The organism is Luteimonas sp. MC1895 (genome assembly GCF_016457215.1).
In the GTDB taxonomy this organism is placed as follows: Bacteria; Pseudomonadota; Gammaproteobacteria; order Xanthomonadales; family Xanthomonadaceae; genus Luteimonas.
In genome coordinates this window covers 136109-155145 of sequence record NZ_JAEMDY010000006.1, presented here as the reverse complement: position 1 = coordinate 155145, position 19037 = coordinate 136109, and the positions used below count along the sequence as shown (strand labels likewise).

The window sequence follows — 19037 nt, the reverse complement described above, 5'->3', positions numbered from 1 at the left end:
CGACGGACCCCACATGAACTTCCACGAGTACCAGGCGAAGCAGCTGTTCGCCGATTACGGCATCGCAGTCCCCGCCGGGCGTGTCGCCCGCACCCCCGAAGAAGCGGTCGACGCCGCCAAGGCCATCGGTGGCGATTTCTGGGTGGTCAAGGCCCAGATCCATGCCGGCGGCCGCGGCAAGGCCGGCGGCGTCAAGCTGTGCCGCTCGCTCGACGACGTGCGCGAGCACGCCAAGGGCATGCTCGGCAAGAAGATGGCGACCTACCAGACCGCCGGCATCGAACTGCCGATCGACTCGGTGCTGGTGACCCAGGCCACGGACATCGACAAGGAGCTCTACCTGTCGGTGCTGGTCGACCGTTCGACCCAGTCCATCACCTTCATCGCGTCGAGCGAAGGCGGCATGGACATCGAGCAGGTGGCGGCCGAAACGCCGGAGAAGATCCAGTCGCTCAACGTCAACTTCATCCAGGGCCTGCAGCCCTACCAGTGCCGCGACATGGGCTTCGGCCTGGGCCTGACCGGCAAGCAGGTCAACCAGCTCACCAAGATCATGATGGGCCTGTACAAGCTGTTCAACGAGAAGGACCTGGCGCTGGTCGAACTCAACCCGCTGGCCATCCTCACCGACGGCAACCTTGCGGTGCTCGACGGCAAGGTCGACTCCGACGACAACGCCGGCTTCCGCCACCCGGAACTGGTCGCGATGCGCGACATCCGCCAGGAAGACGAGACCGAGGTCAAGGCCAGCCAGCACGACCTGAACTACGTGACCATGGACGGCAACATCGGCTGCATGGTCAACGGAGCGGGCCTGGCGATGGCGACGATGGACGTGATCCAGCTGGAAGGCGGCTCGCCGGCCAACTTCCTCGACGTCGGCGGCGGCGCCACCAAGGAGCGCGTGACCGAGGCGTTCAAGCTGATCCTGTCGTCCGACGACGTGAAGGCGATCTTCGTCAACATCTTCGGCGGCATCGTGCGCTGCGACATGATCGCGGAGGGCATCATCGCCGCGGTCAAGGAAGTCGACGTCAAGGTGCCGGTGATCGTGCGCCTCGAGGGCACCAACGTGGACGCGGGCAAGGAGCTCCTGAAGAACTCCGGCCTGGCGATCACCGCCGCCGACAACATCAACGACGGCGCCAGGAAGGCCGTCGAAGCCGCCAAGGCCGCCTGAGGCGTCCCCGCAACCACCTATTTTCTTCCTTCCACCTGGGCCTTGACCCTGTAGGAGCGGCTACAGCCGCGATTTCCGCAGGGCCAGGGCAGCAATCGCGGCTATAGCCGCTCCTACAGGTTGGCGGAAGATGAAGAATCGAGGAAACACATGAGCGTTCTCGTCAACAAGAACACCAAGGTGATCGTGCAGGGCTTCACCGGCCAGCAGGGCACCTTCCACGCCGAGCAGATGCTCGACTACGGCACCAAGGTCGTCGGCGGCGTCACCCCGGGCAAGGGCGGCACCGAGCACCTGGGCCTGCCGGTCTTCAACACCGTGGCCGATGCCGTCACCGAGACCGGCGCCAATGCCTCGGTGATCTACGTGCCGCCGCCGTTCGCGGCCGACGCCATCCTGGAAGCGGCCGAGGCCGGCATCCAGGTGATCGTGTGCATCACCGAGGGCATCCCGGTGCTGGACATGCTGCGCGTCAAGAAGACCCTGGTCACGACCTATCCGGAGACCGTGCTGGTGGGCCCGAACTGCCCCGGCATCATCACCCCGGGCGAGTGCAAGATCGGCATCATGCCGGGCCACATCCACCAGCCGGGCAAGATCGCGATCGTGTCGCGCTCGGGCACGCTGACCTATGAAGCGGTCAAGCAGACCACCGACGCCGGCCTCGGCCAGTCGACGGTCATCGGCATCGGCGGCGACCCGATCAACGGCCTGAACTTCATCGACTGCCTGAAGCTGTTCCAGGACGACGAGCAGACCCAGGGCATCATCATGGTCGGCGAGATCGGCGGTTCGGCCGAGGAAGAAGCGGCCGAGTTCATCGCCGAGTACGTGACCAAGCCGGTGGTCGGGTTCATTGCCGGTGCCAGCGCGCCGAAGGGCAAGCGCATGGGCCACGCCGGCGCGATCGCCTCGGGCGGCTCGGGCACGGCCGAAGGCAAGTTCGCCGCGATGGAGAAGGCCGGTGTCACCACCGTGCGTTCGCCGGGCGACCTGGGTGCCGCGATCGCCAAGCGCCTCGCCGGCTGACCGCAGGAACTGTAGGGAGCGGCTATAGCCGCGATCGACGACCCGGCATGGAGCAATCCTGGCCGCGATCTGTCGGATCCGATCGCAGCTTTAGCTGCTCCTACAGAGGCAGGAGAAGAAGGCCGCCGCAAGGCGGCCTTCTTCATTCCCGGCGTTTGACAGGGGGCGGTCGAATGCGCATGATTGATGCGCATCCATTCAAGTAAGCCGCCATGCGCATCTCCGACGAATATGCCGCTTACGGCAAGCGAGCCACCAACGTCAGCATCAACGAGGGCCTGCTGGAGGCCGCGCGGGCACTCGACATCAACCTGTCCGCCACGCTGGAGAAGGCGCTCGATGCCGAGGTCCGGGCGCGTCGGCGCGAGAAGTGGCTGGAGGAGAACCGCGAGGCGATTGCCGCCTACAACGAACGCATCGCGCGGGACGGCATGTTGAGCGACCACGTGCATGCCTTCCTGTCCAGGACCGGCGAGTGACCCAGTTCGTGGTGTACGCCAACGCGGATGCCGTCTCGCGAAGGCGGATTCCGTGCTTCCTGGACGTGCAGAGCGATCTGATCGAGACCTTGGGTTCGCGCGTCGTCGTGCCGCTGGTGGCGATCGAGCACGTTGGCGGGGTGATCGAACGCCTGATGCCGCGTCTGCACGTCGATGACGGCCACCTGGTGATGGATACGGCGCAGGTCATGGGTGTGCCAGTGCGCATGCTTGGCAAGCAGGTCGCCGACCTGTCGCATGAGCGGCATGCGATCCTTGCCGCCATCGACATGCTGACGCATGGGATCTGACATGACCGAACCGCTCCGCATCGCCCTCGCCCAGTTCGATTTCCCCGTGGGCGACATCACCGGCAACACGACGCGCATCGCGGCCATGATCGGCGAGGCGCGCGACGAGTACGGCGCCGACATCGTGGTGTTCCCGGAGCTGGCCGTCAGCGGCTATCCGCCGGAGGACCTGCTGATGCGGCCGGCCTTCCTGGCCGACTGCGAGCAGGCGCTGCGGACCATCGCGGATGCGGCCACGGGCATCGTCGCCGTCGTCGGCTGGCCGGAATCGTCCGGCAGCAGCCTCTACAACTCGGCGAGCGTGCTGCGCGACGGCCGCATCGCCCACACCTACCGCAAGCGCGAGCTGCCCAACTACAACATCTTCGACGAGCGCCGCTACTTCCACGTCGATCGCCACGGCGGCTCCTGCGTGTTCGACGTCAAGGGCGTGCCGGTCGGTCTGCTCGTCTGCGAGGACCTCTGGTTCGCCGAACCCATCGCCGACACGGTGGCGCAGGGCGCGCAGCTGGTGCTGGTGCCCAACGCCTCGCCCTTCGAGCGGGGCAAGCACGCCCAGCGCGACGCGATGATCGCCGCGCACACGCGCGACACCGGCGCCGCGCTGGCCTACCTCAACGTCGTCGGCGGCCAGGACGCGCTGGTGTTCGACGGCTCGTCGGTGGTGGCCGACGGCGACGGCACGGTGCACCCGGCCGCGGCGGCCTTCACCGACCAGTGGCTGGTGGTCGACTACGCCCCGGAGCGCCGCGCGTTCACGCCAGTGGTCTGGATGGACGACGGCGACGAAAGCATGGACGCGCTGGCCTGGCGCGCGGTGGTGCGCGGGATCCGCGACTACTTCGGCAAGAACGGCTTCCGCCGCGCCTGGCTGGGGCTGTCCGGCGGGATCGATTCGTCGATCGTGCTGGCGATGGCGGTCGAGGCGCTGGGCGCCGAAAACGTCACCGCGGTGCGCATGCCGTCGCGCTACACGGCGAACCTCAGCAACGACCTGGCCGCCGAACAGTGCCGCGCGCTGGGCGTGGAGATGATGACGGTGCCGATCGAGCCGGCGTTCGACGGCCTGCTGGCCAGCCTGGGCGAGGCCTTTGAAGGCCGCGAGGTCGACGTCACCGAGGAGAACCTGCAGTCGCGCGCGCGCGGCGTGATCCTGATGGCGCTGTCGAACAAGCTCGGCGGGCTGGTGCTGACCACCGGCAACAAGAGCGAGTACGCGGTCGGCTACGCGACGATCTACGGCGACATGGCCGGCGCCTATGCGCCGATCAAGGACCTGTACAAGACGGAGGTCTACGGCCTGGCGAAGTGGCGCAACACGGTCGGCGGCGCGCCGGTGATCCCGCCCGTGGTCATCGCCCGCCCGCCTTCGGCCGAGCTGCGCGCCAACCAGCTCGACCAGGATTCACTGCCGCCCTACGACGTGCTGGACGCGATCCTGCTGCGCTTCGTCGACCAGGAGCAGTCGAGCGAGGAGGTGCGCGCGGCCGGCTTCGACGCCGCGGTCGTGGACCGGGTGGTGAAGCTGGTACGCAACAGCGAGTGGAAGCGCCAGCAGGCGGCTCCCGGCCCGAAGATCTCCCGCCGCGCGTTTGGTCGCGAGCGGCGCTACCCGATCAGCAACCGCTACCCGCATTGAGGTAGCCACCGCCCTGTAGGAGCGGCTATAGCCGCGATGGATCGTCTCGGTATCCCGGAACGTGGATCGCGGCTGTAGCCGCTCCTACAGGGGCGCGGGGGCAGCGTGGCCGTCCGGCTTACTGGATCGCGGTCTTCTCGGGCGCGAAGGGGTTGAGCTTGCGGATCGTCCACGGGTAGTCCGGCCACTTGCCCGTGAGGTACGGGTGGTCGGGCTCGTTGAGCTGCAGCACGCGGCGGGCGTCCGCCGCCAGGGTCTCGTTGCCGAGCTCGGTGTAGGCCGCGGCCAGCACGGCCACCGCGTCGTTCTGGTACTCGCTCTGCGGATAGGTCTCCAGCAGGTAGCGGGCGCGCTCGGTGGCGCCGACCCAGGCATCGCGACGCATGTAATAGAGCGCGGTCTCGATCTCGTGGCGGGCGAACATGTTGCGCAGCGCGACCATCCGGTTGGCGGCGTCGGCGGCGTAGCGGCTGTTGGGGTAGCGCTCGACCACGGTGCGCAGGTCGTTGTAGCCCTGCATCGGGGTGGCCAGGTCGCGGCGGCTGGCGTCGAGGTTCCAGGCGCGCTGCAGGAAGACGGTGTCGCGCGACGAGTTCACCAGGCCGCGCAGGTAGTACATGTAGGGCACGTGGCGATGCGTCGGATAGGTGCGGATGAAGCGGTCGATGGTCGACACCGCGTCGTCGTGGCGGCCCATCTTGTACTGCGCGTAGGCCGTCTCCATCAGCGCCTGCTCGGTCTGCGCGCCGTACGGGTACTGCGCCACCAGGCGCCGGTAGACCGTGGTCGCGCCGCTCCAGTTGCCGCGGCGCATCAGCGTGTGGCCGCGGTCGTAGAGCGTCTCGACCGCCACGCCCTCGTTGGCATCCTCGTCCTTCAGGGCGCCCTTCAGCCGCGCGCAGCCGGACGTCGCGAGCGCTGCCAGCAGCACGAGCAGCAGGGCGCGGCGGAACAGGGTGGTGCTTCGGGTCATGGTGCGTCCGGGACGGGGATGGCGTGGAGCGGGGATAATAGCAGCCAGCCCCGCGCCACCAGCGGGCCACGCCTGAACCGGACCCCGCCATGACCGACGACCACGACGCCGACGCCCCCGATGCGGCGGACGCCGCCCCCGACGCCCCCCGTACGGCCCGGGTGCCCGACGCCATGGCCGGCCGCCGGTTCGACGCCGTGCTGGCCGAGCTGTTCCCCGAGTACTCCCGCTCGCGGCTGGCGACCTGGGTGAAATCCGGGGACGTGCTGCTGGACGGTGCGACCGTGCGCCCACGCGAAGCGGTGCGCGGCGGGCAGGAGGTGATGCTGACCGCGACCCTCGAGCCCCAGGTCAGCGCCGGCCCCGAGGACATCCCGCTGTCGGTGCTCTACGAGGACGCCGAGGTCCTGGTCATCGACAAGCCCGCCGGCCTGGTGGTGCATCCCGGCGCCGGCAACCACACCGGCACCCTGGTCAACGCGCTGCTGTTCCGCGACCCGGCGCTGGCCGCGATCCCGCGCGCGGGCATCGTGCACCGGCTCGACAAGGACACCTCCGGGGTGATGGTCGTGGCTCGCACCCTGCAGGCCCAGGCCGCCCTGGTGGCCCAGCTGTCGGCGCGCGAGGTCCACCGGCAGTACCTGGCGATCGTCGTCGGCGCCCTGGTTTCCGGCGGCACCGTGGATGCGCCGATCGACCGCCACCCGCGCGACCGCCTGCGCATGGCCGTGCGCGACGACGGCCGCGAGGCCAAGACCCACTACCGCCTGCAGGAGCGTTTCCGTGCGCACACGGCGCTGGAGTGCCGGCTGGAGACCGGGCGCACGCACCAGATCCGCGTGCACATGACCCACCTGCGCTATCCGATCGTCGGCGACCCGCTGTACGGCGGCCCGGTGAAGCTGCCGCGCGGGGCCTCCGACGCGCTGGTCACCGCCCTGCGCGGCTTCAAGCGCCAGGCCCTGCACGCCCAAGTGCTCGAGTTCGTGCATCCCTCGACCGGCGAGACCGTGCGCTGCGAGGCGCCGCTGCCGGCCGACATGCAGGTGCTGATGCGCGAGCTGCGCGCCGATTCCGCGGCGCATGCCGTGACCGGTGCCGGGGTGCGGCGGTGATCACCGGGCACTCGCGCAGCGCCTGGCTGGATGCGGGCTGGCCCGCGCCGCCCGGCGTGCGCGCGCTGACCACCCTGCGCCACGGCGCCGGGGCCTCGATGGTGCCGTTCGACCGCTTCAACCTGGGCAACGCCCGGGGCGACGCCGGCGACGATCCGATCTGCGTGGCCGCCAACCGCGCGGAATTCACCCTGCGCGCCGGGCTGCCTTCGGCGCCGCACTGGCTGCGCCAGGTGCACGGCACCGGCGTGCTGCGCGTGGACGACGTGCTGCCCGAGGGCGACGCGACGGCCGAGCGCCGGCGCATGGAGGCCGAACCCGAAGCCGACGCCGCGGTGACTTCGGTCGCGGGCGCGGTGCTCGCGGTCCTGACCGCGGACTGCCTGCCGGTGGTCTTCGCCGCGCGCGATGGCCGCGAGGTCGGGGTCGCGCATGCCGGCTGGCGCGGGCTCGCCGCCGGCGTGCTGGAGGCGACGATCGATGCGATGCGTGCGCCCGCGGGCGGGCTGGTCGCGTGGCTAGGCCCGGCCGCCGGCCCCGACGCCTATGAAGTCGGCGAGGAGGTGCGCGTGGCGTTCACCGACCGCGATCCGGACGCGGCGTCCGCCTTCGTCGCGACCCGCCCCGGCCACTGGCACGTGGACCTGTACGCCCTGGCGCGGCGCAGGCTGCGCGCGGCCGGAGTCGCGGAGGGCGACATCCACGGCGGCGACCAGTGCACGATCTCGGATGGGAAGCGCTTCTTCTCGCACCGGCGCGACGCGCGCACCGGTCGCATGGCGACCGTGGCCTGGCTGTGCTGACGCGGGAGCGGCGATAGCCGCGATCTCCTGTAGGAGCGGCCATAGCCGCGATCGCATTTCCGCAAGTGCGATCGCGGCTGTAGCCGCTCCTACAGGCAGCCGACGTTTCAGCCAGCTCCCCTCTCCCCCAGCCATGAGGATCGCAACCATGACCGACACCGTTGCCACCTTGTCCAGCACCCCCGGCGTCTCCCCGCGCGACGCGGCCACGCAGGGCTTCGTCTTCAACCACACCATGCTGCGGGTCAAGGACGCGAAGGCGTCGCTGGACTTCTACACCCGCGTGCTCGGCTTCAGCCTGGTGCGGCAAGGCCACTTCGCCGAAGCGGCGTTCTCGCTGTACTTCCTTGCGCTCGTCGACCCGGCCGACATTCCCGACGATGACGCGGCGCGCAAGGCCTGGGTGGCCGGCCTGCAGGGCGTGCTGGAGCTGACCCACAACCATGGCACCGAGTCGCAGGACGGCCCGGTCTACCACGATGGCAATGCCGAGCCGCGCGGCTTCGGGCACATCTGCCTGAGCGTTCCCGACCTGCGCGCCGCCTGCGAGCGCTTCGAGGCGCTGGGCGTGACCTTCCAGAAGCGCCTGACCGACGGTCGCATGAAGGACATCGCCTTCATCAAGGACCCCGACGGCTACTGGGTCGAAGTCATCCAGCCCACCCCCATGCCCACCCTGTAGGAGCGGCTACAGCCGCGATCGCCGTCCCGTCGCACGAGGGCGGCGGATCGCGCCGGATGGGGCTGATCGCGGCTATAGCCGCTCCTACAGGTGGCACCCGCTCCTACAGGTGGCAGCGGAGCGGCCCGGGCTCGATGGTCAGACCGCGTCGGTCCAGGGCCGGGACAGGCGCATCGCGGCGATCACGATGCCGACGTGGGAATAGGTCTGGGGGAAGTTGCCCCAGGCTTCCCCGTCCTCAAAGGCCATGTCCTCCGACAGCAGGCCGAGGTGGTTGCGCCGTGCCAGCAGGCTTTCGAACTGCTGGCGGGCCTCGTCGACGCGGCCGATCGCGGCCAGGGCGTCGATGTACCAGAAGCTGCAGATGGTGAAGCTGGTTTCCGGCGAGCCGAAATCGTCCGGGGCGATGTAGCGGAACAGTCCCGTGCCGCGTCGCAGCTGGCTGCCGATCGCCTCGACCGTGGCGACGAAGCGCGGATCCGAGGCCTCGATGAAGCCGAGCTCGGCCAGCAGCAGCAGGCTGGCATCCAGGCGCCGGCCCTCGGCCGACTCGACGAAGTGTCCCAGCTCCGCGTCCCAGGCGCGCGCCAGGATCGCCTCGCGCATGGTGTCGGCGCGCCCGCGCCAGTGCGCGCCGCGCTCGGACAGCCCGAGGTGCGTCGCGATCCGTGCAAGCCGGTCGCAGGCCGCCCAGCACATCACGCTGGAATAGGTATGCACCTCGGCGCGTCCGCGGAATTCCCAGATGCCGGCGTCGGGCTGGTCGTAGAGCTCCCAGGCCTGCTCGCCGACCGGTTCCAGGCGGTGGAAGGCGTCGACGTCACCGGGGCGCGCCAGCCGCTGGTCGAAGAACAGCTGGGTCGCGGCCAGGACCACGCTGCCGTAGACGTCGTGCTGCTTCTGCACCCAGGCCAGGTTGCCGCGGCGCACCGGGCCCATGCCGCGGTAGCCGGCCAGGTCCGGCACCTCGTGTTCTTCCAGTTCCTTCTCGAACGCGATGCCGTACAGCGGCTGCAGCCCGTCCTCGCCGGTGGCGAGGTTGAGCACGTAGCGCAGGTAGCCCTCCATCGTGCGCGTGGCGCCGAGGCGGTTGAGCGCGCGCACCACGAAGGCCGAATCGCGCAGCCAGCAGTAGCGGTAGTCCCAGTTGCGCTGGCTGTGCGGCGCCTCCGGGATCGACGTGGTGATGGCGGCGACGATCGCGCCGGTTTCCTCGTACTGGCAGAGCTTGAGGGTGATCGCGCTGCGGATCACCGCGTCCTGCCATTCCAGCGGGATCGAGAGGTAGCGCACCCAGTCGCGCCAGTACTCGACGGTCTGGCGCTCGGCGTTGCGGACGAAGCGGTCGACCGGCTCGGTCAGGGTCTCGTCGGGGCCGAGCACCAGGTGGCGGTCGCCGTCGAGCTCGAAGGGCAGGGACTCGCGCAGCAGGCGCACCGGCACGTCGCCGGTCAGGCGGAGCGTGAACCCCGGCAGCAGGTAGCGCACATGGTTGCTGCCCCAGGTCTGCTCCGGCACGTCGGCGCCGTAGTTCGCCAAGGGACGCAGCACGATGCGGATACGCGGGCGCCCCGACAGGGGACGCAGCCGGCGCACCAGCATCACCGGCCGGTAGAAGCGCCCGTGCTGGCGCCAGCGCGGGGCCAGGTCGGTGATCTCCACCGCGCCGCCGTGGCGGTCGCGTAGCACGGTGCGCAGCACCGCGGTGTTCTTCACGTACTCCTGGGTCGCGCCGGCGAAGTCCTCGAGCTCGATGGCGTAGTCGCCGCCGCCGGCCTTGGGCGACAGCAGGGCGCAGAAGGTCGGGTCGCCGTCGAAAGCCGGGATGCAGCACCAGGACACGCGCGCCTGCGCGTCGATGAGCGCGGCGATGCTGCCGTTGCCGACCAGGCCGAGGTCGAGGCTGGTTCCTCCGTTCATGCCGCTTGCGCTCATGCCGCGACTCCGATCCAGGCGTGCACGTCGGCGGTGCCGGACAGCGCGAAGTGGGCGGCGCTCGCGCGCGGCGGACCCACCAGGACGCTGATGCCGTCGTGGGCATTGACCGCCGCGAAGCCGGCCTCGTCGGTCACGTCGTCGCCGGCGAACACCGGCCGGCGGCCCGCGAATGGCGCTTCCAGCATGAAAGCCAGGATGGCCGCGCCCTTGTCGGCCCGCAGGCCACGCGTGTCCGCCGGCCGCAGCTCGATCACCGCCTTGCCCGGCTGCAGCCGGTAGCCGGGCAGCCGCGGCAGCGCGGCGCGCGCGAAGGCCTGCAGTTCGGCGCCGGCATGCGGGCCGGCCGCGCGCCAGTGCAGCGCCACCGCGGAACCCTTGTCCTCGACCACGGCGCCGGGGTGGCGCGCAGCCAGGCGCACGGCTTCGCTGCGCACCAGGTCCAGCGCGGCGGGTGCGCGCGGCGCGCGCTGCAGGCGACGGCCATGCCGCCGTTCCAGGCCATGCAGGCCGGACGCGGGCAGGCGCGGCGGGGCGAGCAGGGTGTCGAGCATGGCCAGCGAGCGGCCGCTGACCAGCGCGACCGCGCCGTCGAGGCGCTGCTGCAGGGCCGCCAGGGCCTCGCGCAGGCGGTCCGGCACCTCGACGTCATCGGGCCTCGGCGCGAAGTCCAGCAGGGTGCCATCGACGTCGAGGAACAGCGCGCAGCTGTCGTCGATGGGCGGCGGTGGTGGAAGCAGGGTGGGCACGGCCATGGTCAGCGAGTCTGGCCGACCCCGTGTGAGCATTCCCTGTAGGAGCGGCCATGGCCGCGATCCGGGCCGTGTCGGAGCGGCCATGCCGCGATCAGGTCTGGCGGCGGATTCCGGCCATCGCGGCCATGGCCGCTCCTACAGGGGCGCGCGGAGCGCAGGGGGCGCGCGGCGCGGCTTGAATCGCCGGGCGGAAACCGCATCTTTGGGGTATTGCCGGCGCGGCCGGCCCCGATCCTGGAGTCACCCCATGCGGATGGACAAGCTCACCTCGCGGTTCCAGCAGGCGCTGGCCGACGCGCAGTCGCTGGCCGTGGGCCGCGACCACAACCTCATCGAGCCGGCGCACGTGCTGGCGGCCCTGCTCGACCAGCCGGGCGGCGGCAGCGGGCCGCTGCTGGCCCAGGCCGGCGTCAACGTGCCCCTGCTGCGCGAGCGGCTGGGCGAGATCCTCGAAAAGCTGCCCAAAGTCTCCGGGCAGGCCGGCCAGGTCTCGCTCGGCAACGACCTGGGGCGCCTGCTCAACCTCAGCGACAAGCTCGCCCAGCAGCGCGGCGACGGCTTCATCGCCTCCGAGCTCTTCCTGCTGGCGGCGCTCGAGGACGGTGGCGATGCCGGCCGCGCGCTGAAGGCGACCGGCGCCGACAAGTCGCGGCTGGAAGCGGCCATCAACGCCATGCGCGGCGGTGCGAAGGTCGACGACGCCAGCGCCGAAGAAGCCCGCCAGGCGCTGGAGAAGTACACCATCGACCTCACCGCGCGCGCCGAGTCGGGCAAGCTCGATCCGGTGATCGGCCGCGACGAGGAGATCCGTCGCACCATCCAGGTGCTGCAGCGGCGCACCAAGAACAACCCGGTGCTGATCGGCGAACCCGGCGTCGGCAAGACCGCGATCGCCGAGGGCCTGGCGCAGCGCATCGTCAACAACGAGGTGCCCGAGGGCCTGCGCGGCAAGCGTGTGCTCTCGCTCGACATGGGTGCGCTGATCGCCGGCGCCAAGTTCCGCGGCGAGTTCGAGGAGCGGCTGAAGGCGGTGCTCAACGACCTGGCCAAGAACGAGGGCCAGATCATCCTCTTCATCGACGAGCTGCACACCATGGTCGGCGCCGGCAAGGCGGAGGGCTCGATGGACGCCGGCAACATGCTCAAGCCCGCGCTGGCACGCGGCGAGCTGCACTGCATCGGCGCAACCACGCTCGACGAGTACCGCAAGTACGTGGAGAAGGACGCGGCGCTGGAGCGGCGCTTCCAGAAGGTGTTCGTGGGCGAACCGTCCGTGGAGGACACGATCGCGATCCTGCGCGGGCTGAAGGAAAAGTACGCCGTGCACCACGGCGTCGAGATCACCGACCCGGCGATCGTGGCCGCGGCCACGCTCTCGCACCGCTACATCGCCGACCGCAAGCTGCCCGACAAGGCCATCGACCTGATGGACGAGGCGGCCAGCCGCATCCGCATGGAGATCGACTCCAAGCCCGAGGAGCTCGACCGCAAGGAGCGCCGCCTGATCCAGCTCAAGATCCAGCGCGAGGCGCTGAAGAAGGAGAAGGACGCCGAGTCGAAGCAGCGCCTGGCAGATCTCGAGGCGGAGATCGAAGGGCTCGAGCGCGCCTACAACGACCTGGAGGAAGTGTGGAAGGCCGAGAAGGCCACTGTGCAGGGCGCGACCAGGGTCAAGGAGCAGATCGAGGCCGCCAAGCTCGAACTCGAGGCCGCCCAGCGCCGGCAGGACTTCGCGAAGATGAGCGAGATCCAGTACGGGCGGATGCCGCTGCTGGAGAAGCAGCTCAGCGCCGCCCAAGAGGCCGAAACCACCGGCTTCACCCTGCTGCAGGACAAGGTCACCGCCGAGGAGATCGCCGAGGTGGTCGCGCGCTGGACCGGCATCCCGGTCAGCAAGATGCTGGAAGGCGAACGCGACAAGCTGCTGAAGATGGAGGACGCGCTGCATGCGCGCGTGGTCGGCCAGCATGAGGCGGTGAAGGTCGTCTCCGACGCGGTGCGCCGTTCGCGCGCCGGGCTGAGCGATCCCGACCGGCCGAGCGGATCATTCCTGTTCCTGGGCCCCACCGGCGTCGGCAAGACCGAGCTGTGCAAGGCGCTCGCGGAATTCCTGTTCGACTCCAGCGACGCCATGGTGCGCATCGACATGAGCGAGTTCATGGAGAAGCACGCGGTGTCGCGGCTGGTCGGTGCGCCCCCGGGCTATGTCGGCTACGAAGAGGGCGGCTACCTGACCGAGGCCGTGCGCCGGCGTCCCTACAGCGTGATCCTGCTCGATGAGGTCGAGAAGGCGCATCCGGACGTGTTCAACATCCTGCTGCAGGTGCTCGACGATGGGCGGCTGACCGATGGCCAGGGCCGCACGGTGGACTTCCGCAACACGGTGATCGTGATGACCTCCAACCTCGGCAGCCAGATGATCCAGGAGCTGGACGGCGACGATTCGCCCGAGGCCTATACGCAGATGAAGGCGGGGGTGATGGCGGTGGTGCAGTCGCACTTCCGCCCCGAGTTCATCAACCGGCTGGACGACATCGTGGTCTTCCATGCGCTGGACAAGGCGCAGATCAGGGAGATTGCGCGGATCCAGATGCGCGGACTGGAGAAGCGGCTGGGCGAGCGCGGGATCCGCATCGAGGTCAGCGACGCGGCCTTCGAGCTGCTGGGCAACGTCGGCTTCGATCCGGTCTATGGCGCCCGCCCGCTGAAGCGGGCGATCCAGCAGCAGCTGGAGAACCCGCTGGCGCAGAAGATCCTGTCCGGCGCGTTCGGCTCCGGCGACACGGTGCGGGTGGACGCCGAGGGCGGGAAGCTCGCCTTCAGCTGAGCGCGCCGCTCTTGTAGGAGCGGCTATAGCCGCTCCTACAGAAGCTCGGCGGGCTGGCGCTGGGGGCGGTAGGGGGGAGTGGCCATGACCATCTCGGCCAGGGAGTAGGCCAGCTCGCGCTCGGCCAGCACCGCGCCGTCGGCGCCGTGCTCGAGCAGGTGCTTCACCTCGGCCTCGCTGTGCGCGCGGGCCAGCACGGTGACCGCCGGGTTGAGCGCCTTGAGCCGCGCGATGGTCTCGCCGGCCTCCAGCGCGTTGGGGATGGCGAACACCGCCATCGCCGCGCGCTGCGGCGCCGCTTCCAGCATCACCGCCTCGGCCGCCACGTTGCCGCGCACCGCGTGCAGGCCGGCGGCGCGTGCGGCGTCGACCCGGTCGGCATCGTCTTCCACCACCACCAGCGGCACGCCGCGGCCGTGCAGCAGGCTGGCCAGCTGCTGGCCCACCCGTCCGTAGCCGACCACGATGGCGTGGCCGGCCAGCGAGTCGGGCAGGTGGTGGCTGGCCGCATCCGCGGCAATCTCGCGGTCGTTGGCCGCGCTCGCCTCGGCGCTGGCCGAGGCTTCCTGCCGCGCGATCCAGCGGTCGACCACCGCGAACGAGACCGGATTGAGCATGATCGAGATCAGCGCGCCCGCCAGCACCAGGTCCTGGCCCTCTTCCGGCAGGATCCCGAGCGTCACGCCCAGCGCCGCGATGATGAAAGCGAACTCGCCGATCTGCGCCAGGCTGGCCGAGATGGTCAGCGCGGTGGACTTGGGATGGCCGAAGGCGCGCACGATCAGGTAGGCCGCCGCCGACTTGCCGAACATGATGATCAGCGTGGTCGCCAGCACCAGCAGCGGCTCGCGCACCAGGATCGCCGGGTCGAACAGCATGCCGACCGAGACGAAGAACAGCACCGCGAACGCGTCGCGCATCGGCAGCGAATCCTGCGCCGCCTTGTGGCTGAGCTCGGACTCGTTGAGCAGCATGCCGGCGAAGAACGCACCGAGCGCGAACGAGACGCCGAACAGCTCCGCCGAGCCCAGCGCGATGCCCAGGGCGATCGACAGCACCGCCAGCGTGAACAGTTCGCGCGAGCCGGTGCCCGCGGTGCGCTCGAGCATCCACGGGATGACCCGCCGCCCGACCACCAGCATCACCGCGACGAACAGCGCCACCTGCACCAGGGTCTTGCCGATCTCGAGCGTCAGCCGGGCCGCGGACACCGGCTCGCCCGCGGCGTTGCCGAACACGCTCGCCACCGCGGGCATCAGCACCAGGGCGATGACGCAGGCCAGGTCCTCGACGATCAGCCAGCCCACCGCGATCCGGCCCCGCGTGGTTTCGAGCAGGCGGCGCTGCTCCATGGCCCGCAGCAGCACCACGGTGCTGGCGGTCGCCAGCGAGAAGCCGAAGACGATGCCCTGCAGCGTCGGCCAGCCCATCAGCGCGGCCAGGCCCCAGCCGAGCAGGGTCGCCACCGAGATCTGCACCACCGCGCCCGGAATCGCGATGTGCTTCACCGCCATCAGGTCGCGGATCGAGAAGTGCAGGCCGACGCCGAACATCAGCAGGATCACGCCGATCTCGGCGAGCTGCGGCGCCAGCGCCTGGTCGCCGACGAAGCCCGGCGTGAACGGCCCGGCGATGATGCCCGCGACCAGGTAGCCGACCAGCGGCGACAGCCGCAGCCGGTGCGCCGCCAGCCCCAGGACATAGGCCAGCACGAAGCCGACCGTCAGGATCGCGATGAGTTCGGTGTGGTGCGGCATCCGCGTTTCCGCGTGGGGGAAGGACAGGATAGAGGACGCCGCGCGGGACGGCTCGCGGCCGTCGAGGAGCGGCTACGCCCGCCCCCGGCCGGCAGGTTTGTAGGAGCGGCTACAGCCGCGATGGCGGCCAGGCCGATCGCGGCTGTAGCCGCTCCTACAGGGCTGTGGTTACCACGCGTACGCGACGCGGCCGTAGACGAAGGCGCCGTTGAAGCCGAACGGCGACAGGTTGCTGTACGGGAACTGCCCGTTGGTCGAGTTGGCGAAGATGTTCTCGTCCGGGTATTCGTTGAGCACGTTGTCCGCGCCCAGGGTCAGCGTCCAGCGGTCGGCCTTCCACGACGCCGCGGCGTCGAGCAGCCATTTCGCGCCGTAGGTCTGGTCGTTCACCGGATTCGCCTGGCGCGTGGTGACGCTGCCGTAGCGGGTGCCGGTCAGGCTGAAGTTCCACGACGCCAGCGACCAGGTGCCCGAAAGCAGGAGCTTGGTGTTGGGGAAGCCGTCCTCGATGCGGCCGATCTCGGTGCGGTCGATGCGCTCGAGGTCGAGTCCGGCCGACTCGAGCTCTTCGGGATTGGGCGCGATGCGGGTGATTTCCGTGTCCGTGTAGTTCCAGCCGGCGGTCAGGTCGAGGCTGCCGCCGCCGAGGTCCAGGCCGTAGTTCGCCACCACGTCGACGCCCTGCGTGCGGGTGTCGATCGCATTGGTGAAATAGCGGCCGCCGTTGACGCCGAAGATGCCGCGCGACTCCAGCAGTGCGCGCACCGCGTTGCCGGTGAGGTTGGACGACAGCGCGATCCGGTCGTCGACCTCGATGTGGTACGCATCGACGGTGACGTAGAGCCGGTCGGCGGGTTGCAGCACCAGGCCGAGGCTGTACGACAGCGACTCCTCCGGCTGCAGCGGCTCGGCACCGAAGGCCTGCGCCACCGCGCTGGAGGCGGGGAAGGTGCGGATCTCGAACGGGTCGGGGATGCCGGCCAGGAAGACCGTGCTCACGGTCTGGAAGTACTGCTGGGCCAGCGACGGCGCGCGGAAGCCGCTGGACACCGTGCCGCGCAGGGCGACCGCATCGGTGAACGCGTACCGCGCGGAGAGCTTGCCCGAGGCCTGGCTGCCGAAGTCGTCGTAGTCCTCGTAGCGTCCGGCGATGCCGGCGGAGAACTGTTCGCTGACGTCGGCCTCGAGGCTGGCGTAGACCGCATGGCTGTCGCGCGAGTAGGCGCCCGAGACCTCCGGCGCGAAGCCGCCGAAGCCCTGCGCCCCGCCCGGCCGCGACAGGTCGGGCTGCGCGTACGAGCCGTATTCGCCCGGCGACTGGTTCCACTTCTCGTTGCGCAGCTCCACGCCCACGGCCAGCGCGGCCGGATAGGCGAGGCCCCAGTCGAGCTGCCGGCTGAGGTCGAAGTTGGCGATGTTCTGGGTGGTCTCCAGCGCGCCGTCGTAGAACGCGGTCGGCGAATCGGCGCCGATGCTGGCGTTGAGCGTGTTGCGGGTGAAGAACTCGAGGTGGTTGTAGCCGTGGTTGAAGCCGAGATCCCAGCTCCAGGCCTCGCCAAGGCCGCCCTTCAGGCCGGCGACGATGGCGCGGTCGCGCGAGACGTTGTTGATCTCCGGCAGGAAGCCGTCCGGGTAGATCGACGGGATGTTCTGCGTCGGATTGCGCGGCGCGCGGAAGAACGCGAACGAGGTGATGTCGCGGTTGCTGATCGAGCCGAAGGCGTACAGCGCAAGCGCGTCGCCGATGTCGAAGCCGGCGTTGAACGCGGCCGCGCCGGCGTCCACCTCCGGGTCGCCGATCACGAACGCCTTCTGGCCCAGCGCCGGCTGGGTCGCGGCCGGCGTTCCGGCGAACGGCCGCGCGCGGTTGGTGCGGTCCTGCTGGTCGAGCTGCGCGGAGAGGTGGAGGAAGCCGCGGTCGCCGCCCAGCGCCAGCCCGGCATCGCCGGCCAGCTGGGTCTGGGCGCCGTCGCCGGCCGAATAGCGGCCGTGGCGGACCGACACGCTGCCCGTGCCCGGCGCGCCCTTCAGCACCACGTTGACCACGCCGGCGATGGCGTCGGAACCGTACTGCGCCGACGCGCCGTCGCGCAGCACCTCGACGCGTTCGATCGCCGCCAGCGGGATGGTGTTGAGGTCCACCGGCGCCGAGCCGCGGCCGATCGTGCCGTTGAGGTTGAGCAGCGACGAGGCGTGGCGGCGCTTGCCGTTGACCAGCACCAGCACCTGGTCGGGCGCCAGCCCGCGCAGCTGGGCCGGGCGGATGGCGCTGGTCCCGTCGGTCAGCGCGGGCCGCGGGAAGTTGAGCGAGGGCAGCGCGCGCGCGAGGGCGGTGGCGAGCTCGGTGGTGCCGGTGGCCTGCAGGGCCTCGCTGGTGATGATGTCGATCGGCGACTGCGATTCGGCCACGGTGCGGTCGCTGACGCGGGTGCCGGTGACGATGACGTTGTCGAGGCTGGTGGCGGGGCGGGTGTCCTGGGCCTGGACGGCGGCGGGAAGCAGGGCGGCAAGCAGGGCGAGGCGGAGCGGATGAGGGGACATGCGGAACTCCGGTGGGGGACGGGGGAAAATCGCTCAGACGTACTCGCGCTCGCGCATCCAGCGGGTCGCGATCCACTTCTCGCCGCGGGTCACCGGGGCACCGGCGTGGTAGGACATCGGGTCGGTGCGCGACTGGGCGTCGGTATAGGCGAAGAACACCGCGCTGCCCTTGCGCGGCCCGACGGCCAGGCCGCAGCGGGGAAAGGTGGTTTCGCCGCCGGCCTCGACGTCGTTCAGGTAGACCACCAGGCTGGCGATGCGCTGGCCGCCATTGCGCAGGTTGGCGGCCTGTCCCGGCCGTCCCAGGTCGAAGTAGTCGTAGTGCGGCTGGTATTCGGCGCCGACGCCGTAGCGCATCACCTGCAGCGGCTCGCCCTGCGCCAGCGGCACGCCGGTGATGGTGGCGATGCGCGCATCGATCCGCGTCACCAGCGGCGAGGCGCCCCGCTGCACCACGGCCAGCTCGCTGGTGCGGCGCTCGTCGATCTTGCTGCCGCCGCGTTCGGAGTCGACCACGCCGGCGCGCCGCAGCCGCGGCTGGGCTTCGGCGATGAGCGCATCGCACTCGTCCGCGGTCAGCACGTTCTCGAACAGCACCACGTGCGGGCGCTGCAGTCGGAAGGCGACGTGGACCGCGCCATGGTCGCAGGCGATGGCGTGGCCGCCGGTGCGGATCAGGGCCGCCGGGACGAACGGGGGCTGGGGAGCGCCGCCGGTCGCCGGCGCCGGGGCGATCGGCGCGTGGACCTGCCCCTCGGGCAGCTTGTGGGCCACCCCGGGCTCGCCGGCGGCCACGCGCGAGAACCCGGCCTTGAACCCGTCCGGATCCGACAGCACCGCGTTGTAGATCCGCCGCACCTGCAGTTCGTCGAAGCCCTGGCGCAGCAGGGCGGGCAGCACCTGGTCCAGCGGGGCCCCGCCGGTCACCTGGGAATGGAGCCAGGCCGCCACCTGCACGTTGAGCTGCATCGCCATCGGTCCGGACCTCCGCCACGCGCCCCGGTGGCGCGC

General features: G+C 70.4%; 15 protein-coding genes. 9 read left to right on the top strand and 6 right to left on the bottom strand.

The window, feature by feature from the left end; translation table 11 throughout:
• Positions 1-13: 13 nt before the first annotated feature.
• The 5 genes from sucC (at position 14) to JG616_RS12870 (ending at position 4638) form a co-directional block, all read left to right on the top strand.
• Positions 14-1180: an ADP-forming succinate--CoA ligase subunit beta gene (gene sucC / locus JG616_RS12890; protein WP_199392828.1), complete on the top strand. Its 1167-nt coding sequence runs from the start codon at positions 14-16 to the stop codon at positions 1178-1180.
• A 150-nt stretch (positions 1181-1330) separates the two neighbouring features.
• Positions 1331-2209 (top strand): succinate--CoA ligase subunit alpha, encoded by an 879-nt coding sequence (gene sucD, locus JG616_RS12885; protein WP_199362727.1) that lies wholly within the window; start codon positions 1331-1333, stop codon positions 2207-2209.
• 212 nt (positions 2210-2421) lie between these two features.
• On the top strand, positions 2422-2688 hold the full coding sequence (locus JG616_RS12880) for a type II toxin-antitoxin system CcdA family antitoxin (RefSeq protein ID WP_199362728.1): 267 nt from the start codon (positions 2422-2424) through the stop codon (positions 2686-2688).
• Entirely contained in the window at positions 2685-2999 is a 315-nt protein-coding gene (locus JG616_RS12875) for a CcdB family protein (protein WP_199392827.1), read from the top strand. The genes JG616_RS12880 and JG616_RS12875 overlap by 4 nt, the downstream gene beginning before the upstream one ends.
• A gap of 1 nt (position 3000) precedes the next feature.
• Positions 3001-4638 (top strand): NAD+ synthase, encoded by a 1638-nt coding sequence (locus tag JG616_RS12870; protein ID WP_199392826.1) that lies wholly within the window; start codon positions 3001-3003, stop codon positions 4636-4638.
• 118 nt (positions 4639-4756) lie between these two features.
• Here the strand turns inward: JG616_RS12870 and JG616_RS12865 are convergent, their stop codons facing one another.
• On the bottom strand, positions 4757-5611 hold the full coding sequence (locus tag JG616_RS12865; protein ID WP_199362731.1) for an outer membrane protein assembly factor BamD: 855 nt from the start codon (positions 5609-5611) through the stop codon (positions 4757-4759).
• Between the two features lie 89 nt (positions 5612-5700).
• Between JG616_RS12865 and rluD the strand changes: the two genes are divergently transcribed.
• From rluD to gloA, 3 genes are all read left to right on the top strand, one after another.
• Positions 5701-6726: a 23S rRNA pseudouridine(1911/1915/1917) synthase RluD gene (rluD, locus tag JG616_RS12860; protein WP_199362732.1), complete on the top strand. Its 1026-nt coding sequence runs from the start codon at positions 5701-5703 to the stop codon at positions 6724-6726.
• Positions 6723-7529 (top strand): peptidoglycan editing factor PgeF, encoded by an 807-nt coding sequence (pgeF, locus tag JG616_RS12855; protein ID WP_343225026.1) that lies wholly within the window; start codon positions 6723-6725, stop codon positions 7527-7529. The genes rluD and pgeF overlap by 4 nt, the downstream gene beginning before the upstream one ends.
• A 148-nt stretch (positions 7530-7677) precedes the next feature.
• Positions 7678-8211 (top strand): lactoylglutathione lyase, encoded by a 534-nt coding sequence (gloA, locus tag JG616_RS12850; protein WP_199362733.1) that lies wholly within the window; start codon positions 7678-7680, stop codon positions 8209-8211.
• 138 nt (positions 8212-8349) lie between these two features.
• Here the strand turns inward: gloA and JG616_RS12845 are convergent, their stop codons facing one another.
• The gene (locus JG616_RS12845) at positions 8350-10131 is read right to left on the bottom strand and encodes a glycoside hydrolase family 15 protein (protein WP_199392905.1); all 1782 of its coding nucleotides are present in this window, start codon (positions 10129-10131) and stop codon (positions 8350-8352) included.
• Positions 10132-10142: 11 nt separating this feature from the next.
• Positions 10143-10901, bottom strand: coding sequence for a trehalose-phosphatase (otsB, locus tag JG616_RS12840; RefSeq protein ID WP_199392825.1), 759 nt, complete (start codon positions 10899-10901; stop codon positions 10143-10145).
• 247 nt (positions 10902-11148) lie between these two features.
• Here otsB and clpB point away from each other — a divergent pair, with 247 nt between their 5' ends.
• The gene (gene clpB, locus JG616_RS12835; RefSeq protein ID WP_199392824.1) at positions 11149-13728 is read left to right on the top strand and encodes an ATP-dependent chaperone ClpB; all 2580 of its coding nucleotides are present in this window, start codon (positions 11149-11151) and stop codon (positions 13726-13728) included.
• 35 nt (positions 13729-13763) lie between these two features.
• On the opposite strand, the gene ybaL is transcribed toward clpB, so the two are convergent.
• From ybaL to JG616_RS12820, 3 genes are all read right to left on the bottom strand, one after another.
• Positions 13764-15485 carry a YbaL family putative K(+) efflux transporter gene (gene ybaL / locus JG616_RS12830; protein WP_199392823.1) on the bottom strand — a complete coding sequence of 574 codons (1722 nt, stop codon included), beginning with the start codon at positions 15483-15485 and terminating at the stop codon, positions 13764-13766.
• 168 nt (positions 15486-15653) lie between these two features.
• Positions 15654-18026, bottom strand: a complete 2373-nt coding sequence (locus JG616_RS12825; protein WP_199392822.1) for a TonB-dependent receptor — start codon at positions 18024-18026, stop codon at positions 15654-15656.
• Between the two features lie 33 nt (positions 18027-18059).
• The gene (locus JG616_RS12820; protein WP_199362738.1) at positions 18060-19001 is read right to left on the bottom strand and encodes a 2OG-Fe(II) oxygenase; all 942 of its coding nucleotides are present in this window, start codon (positions 18999-19001) and stop codon (positions 18060-18062) included.
• Positions 19002-19037: the final 36 nt, after the last annotated feature.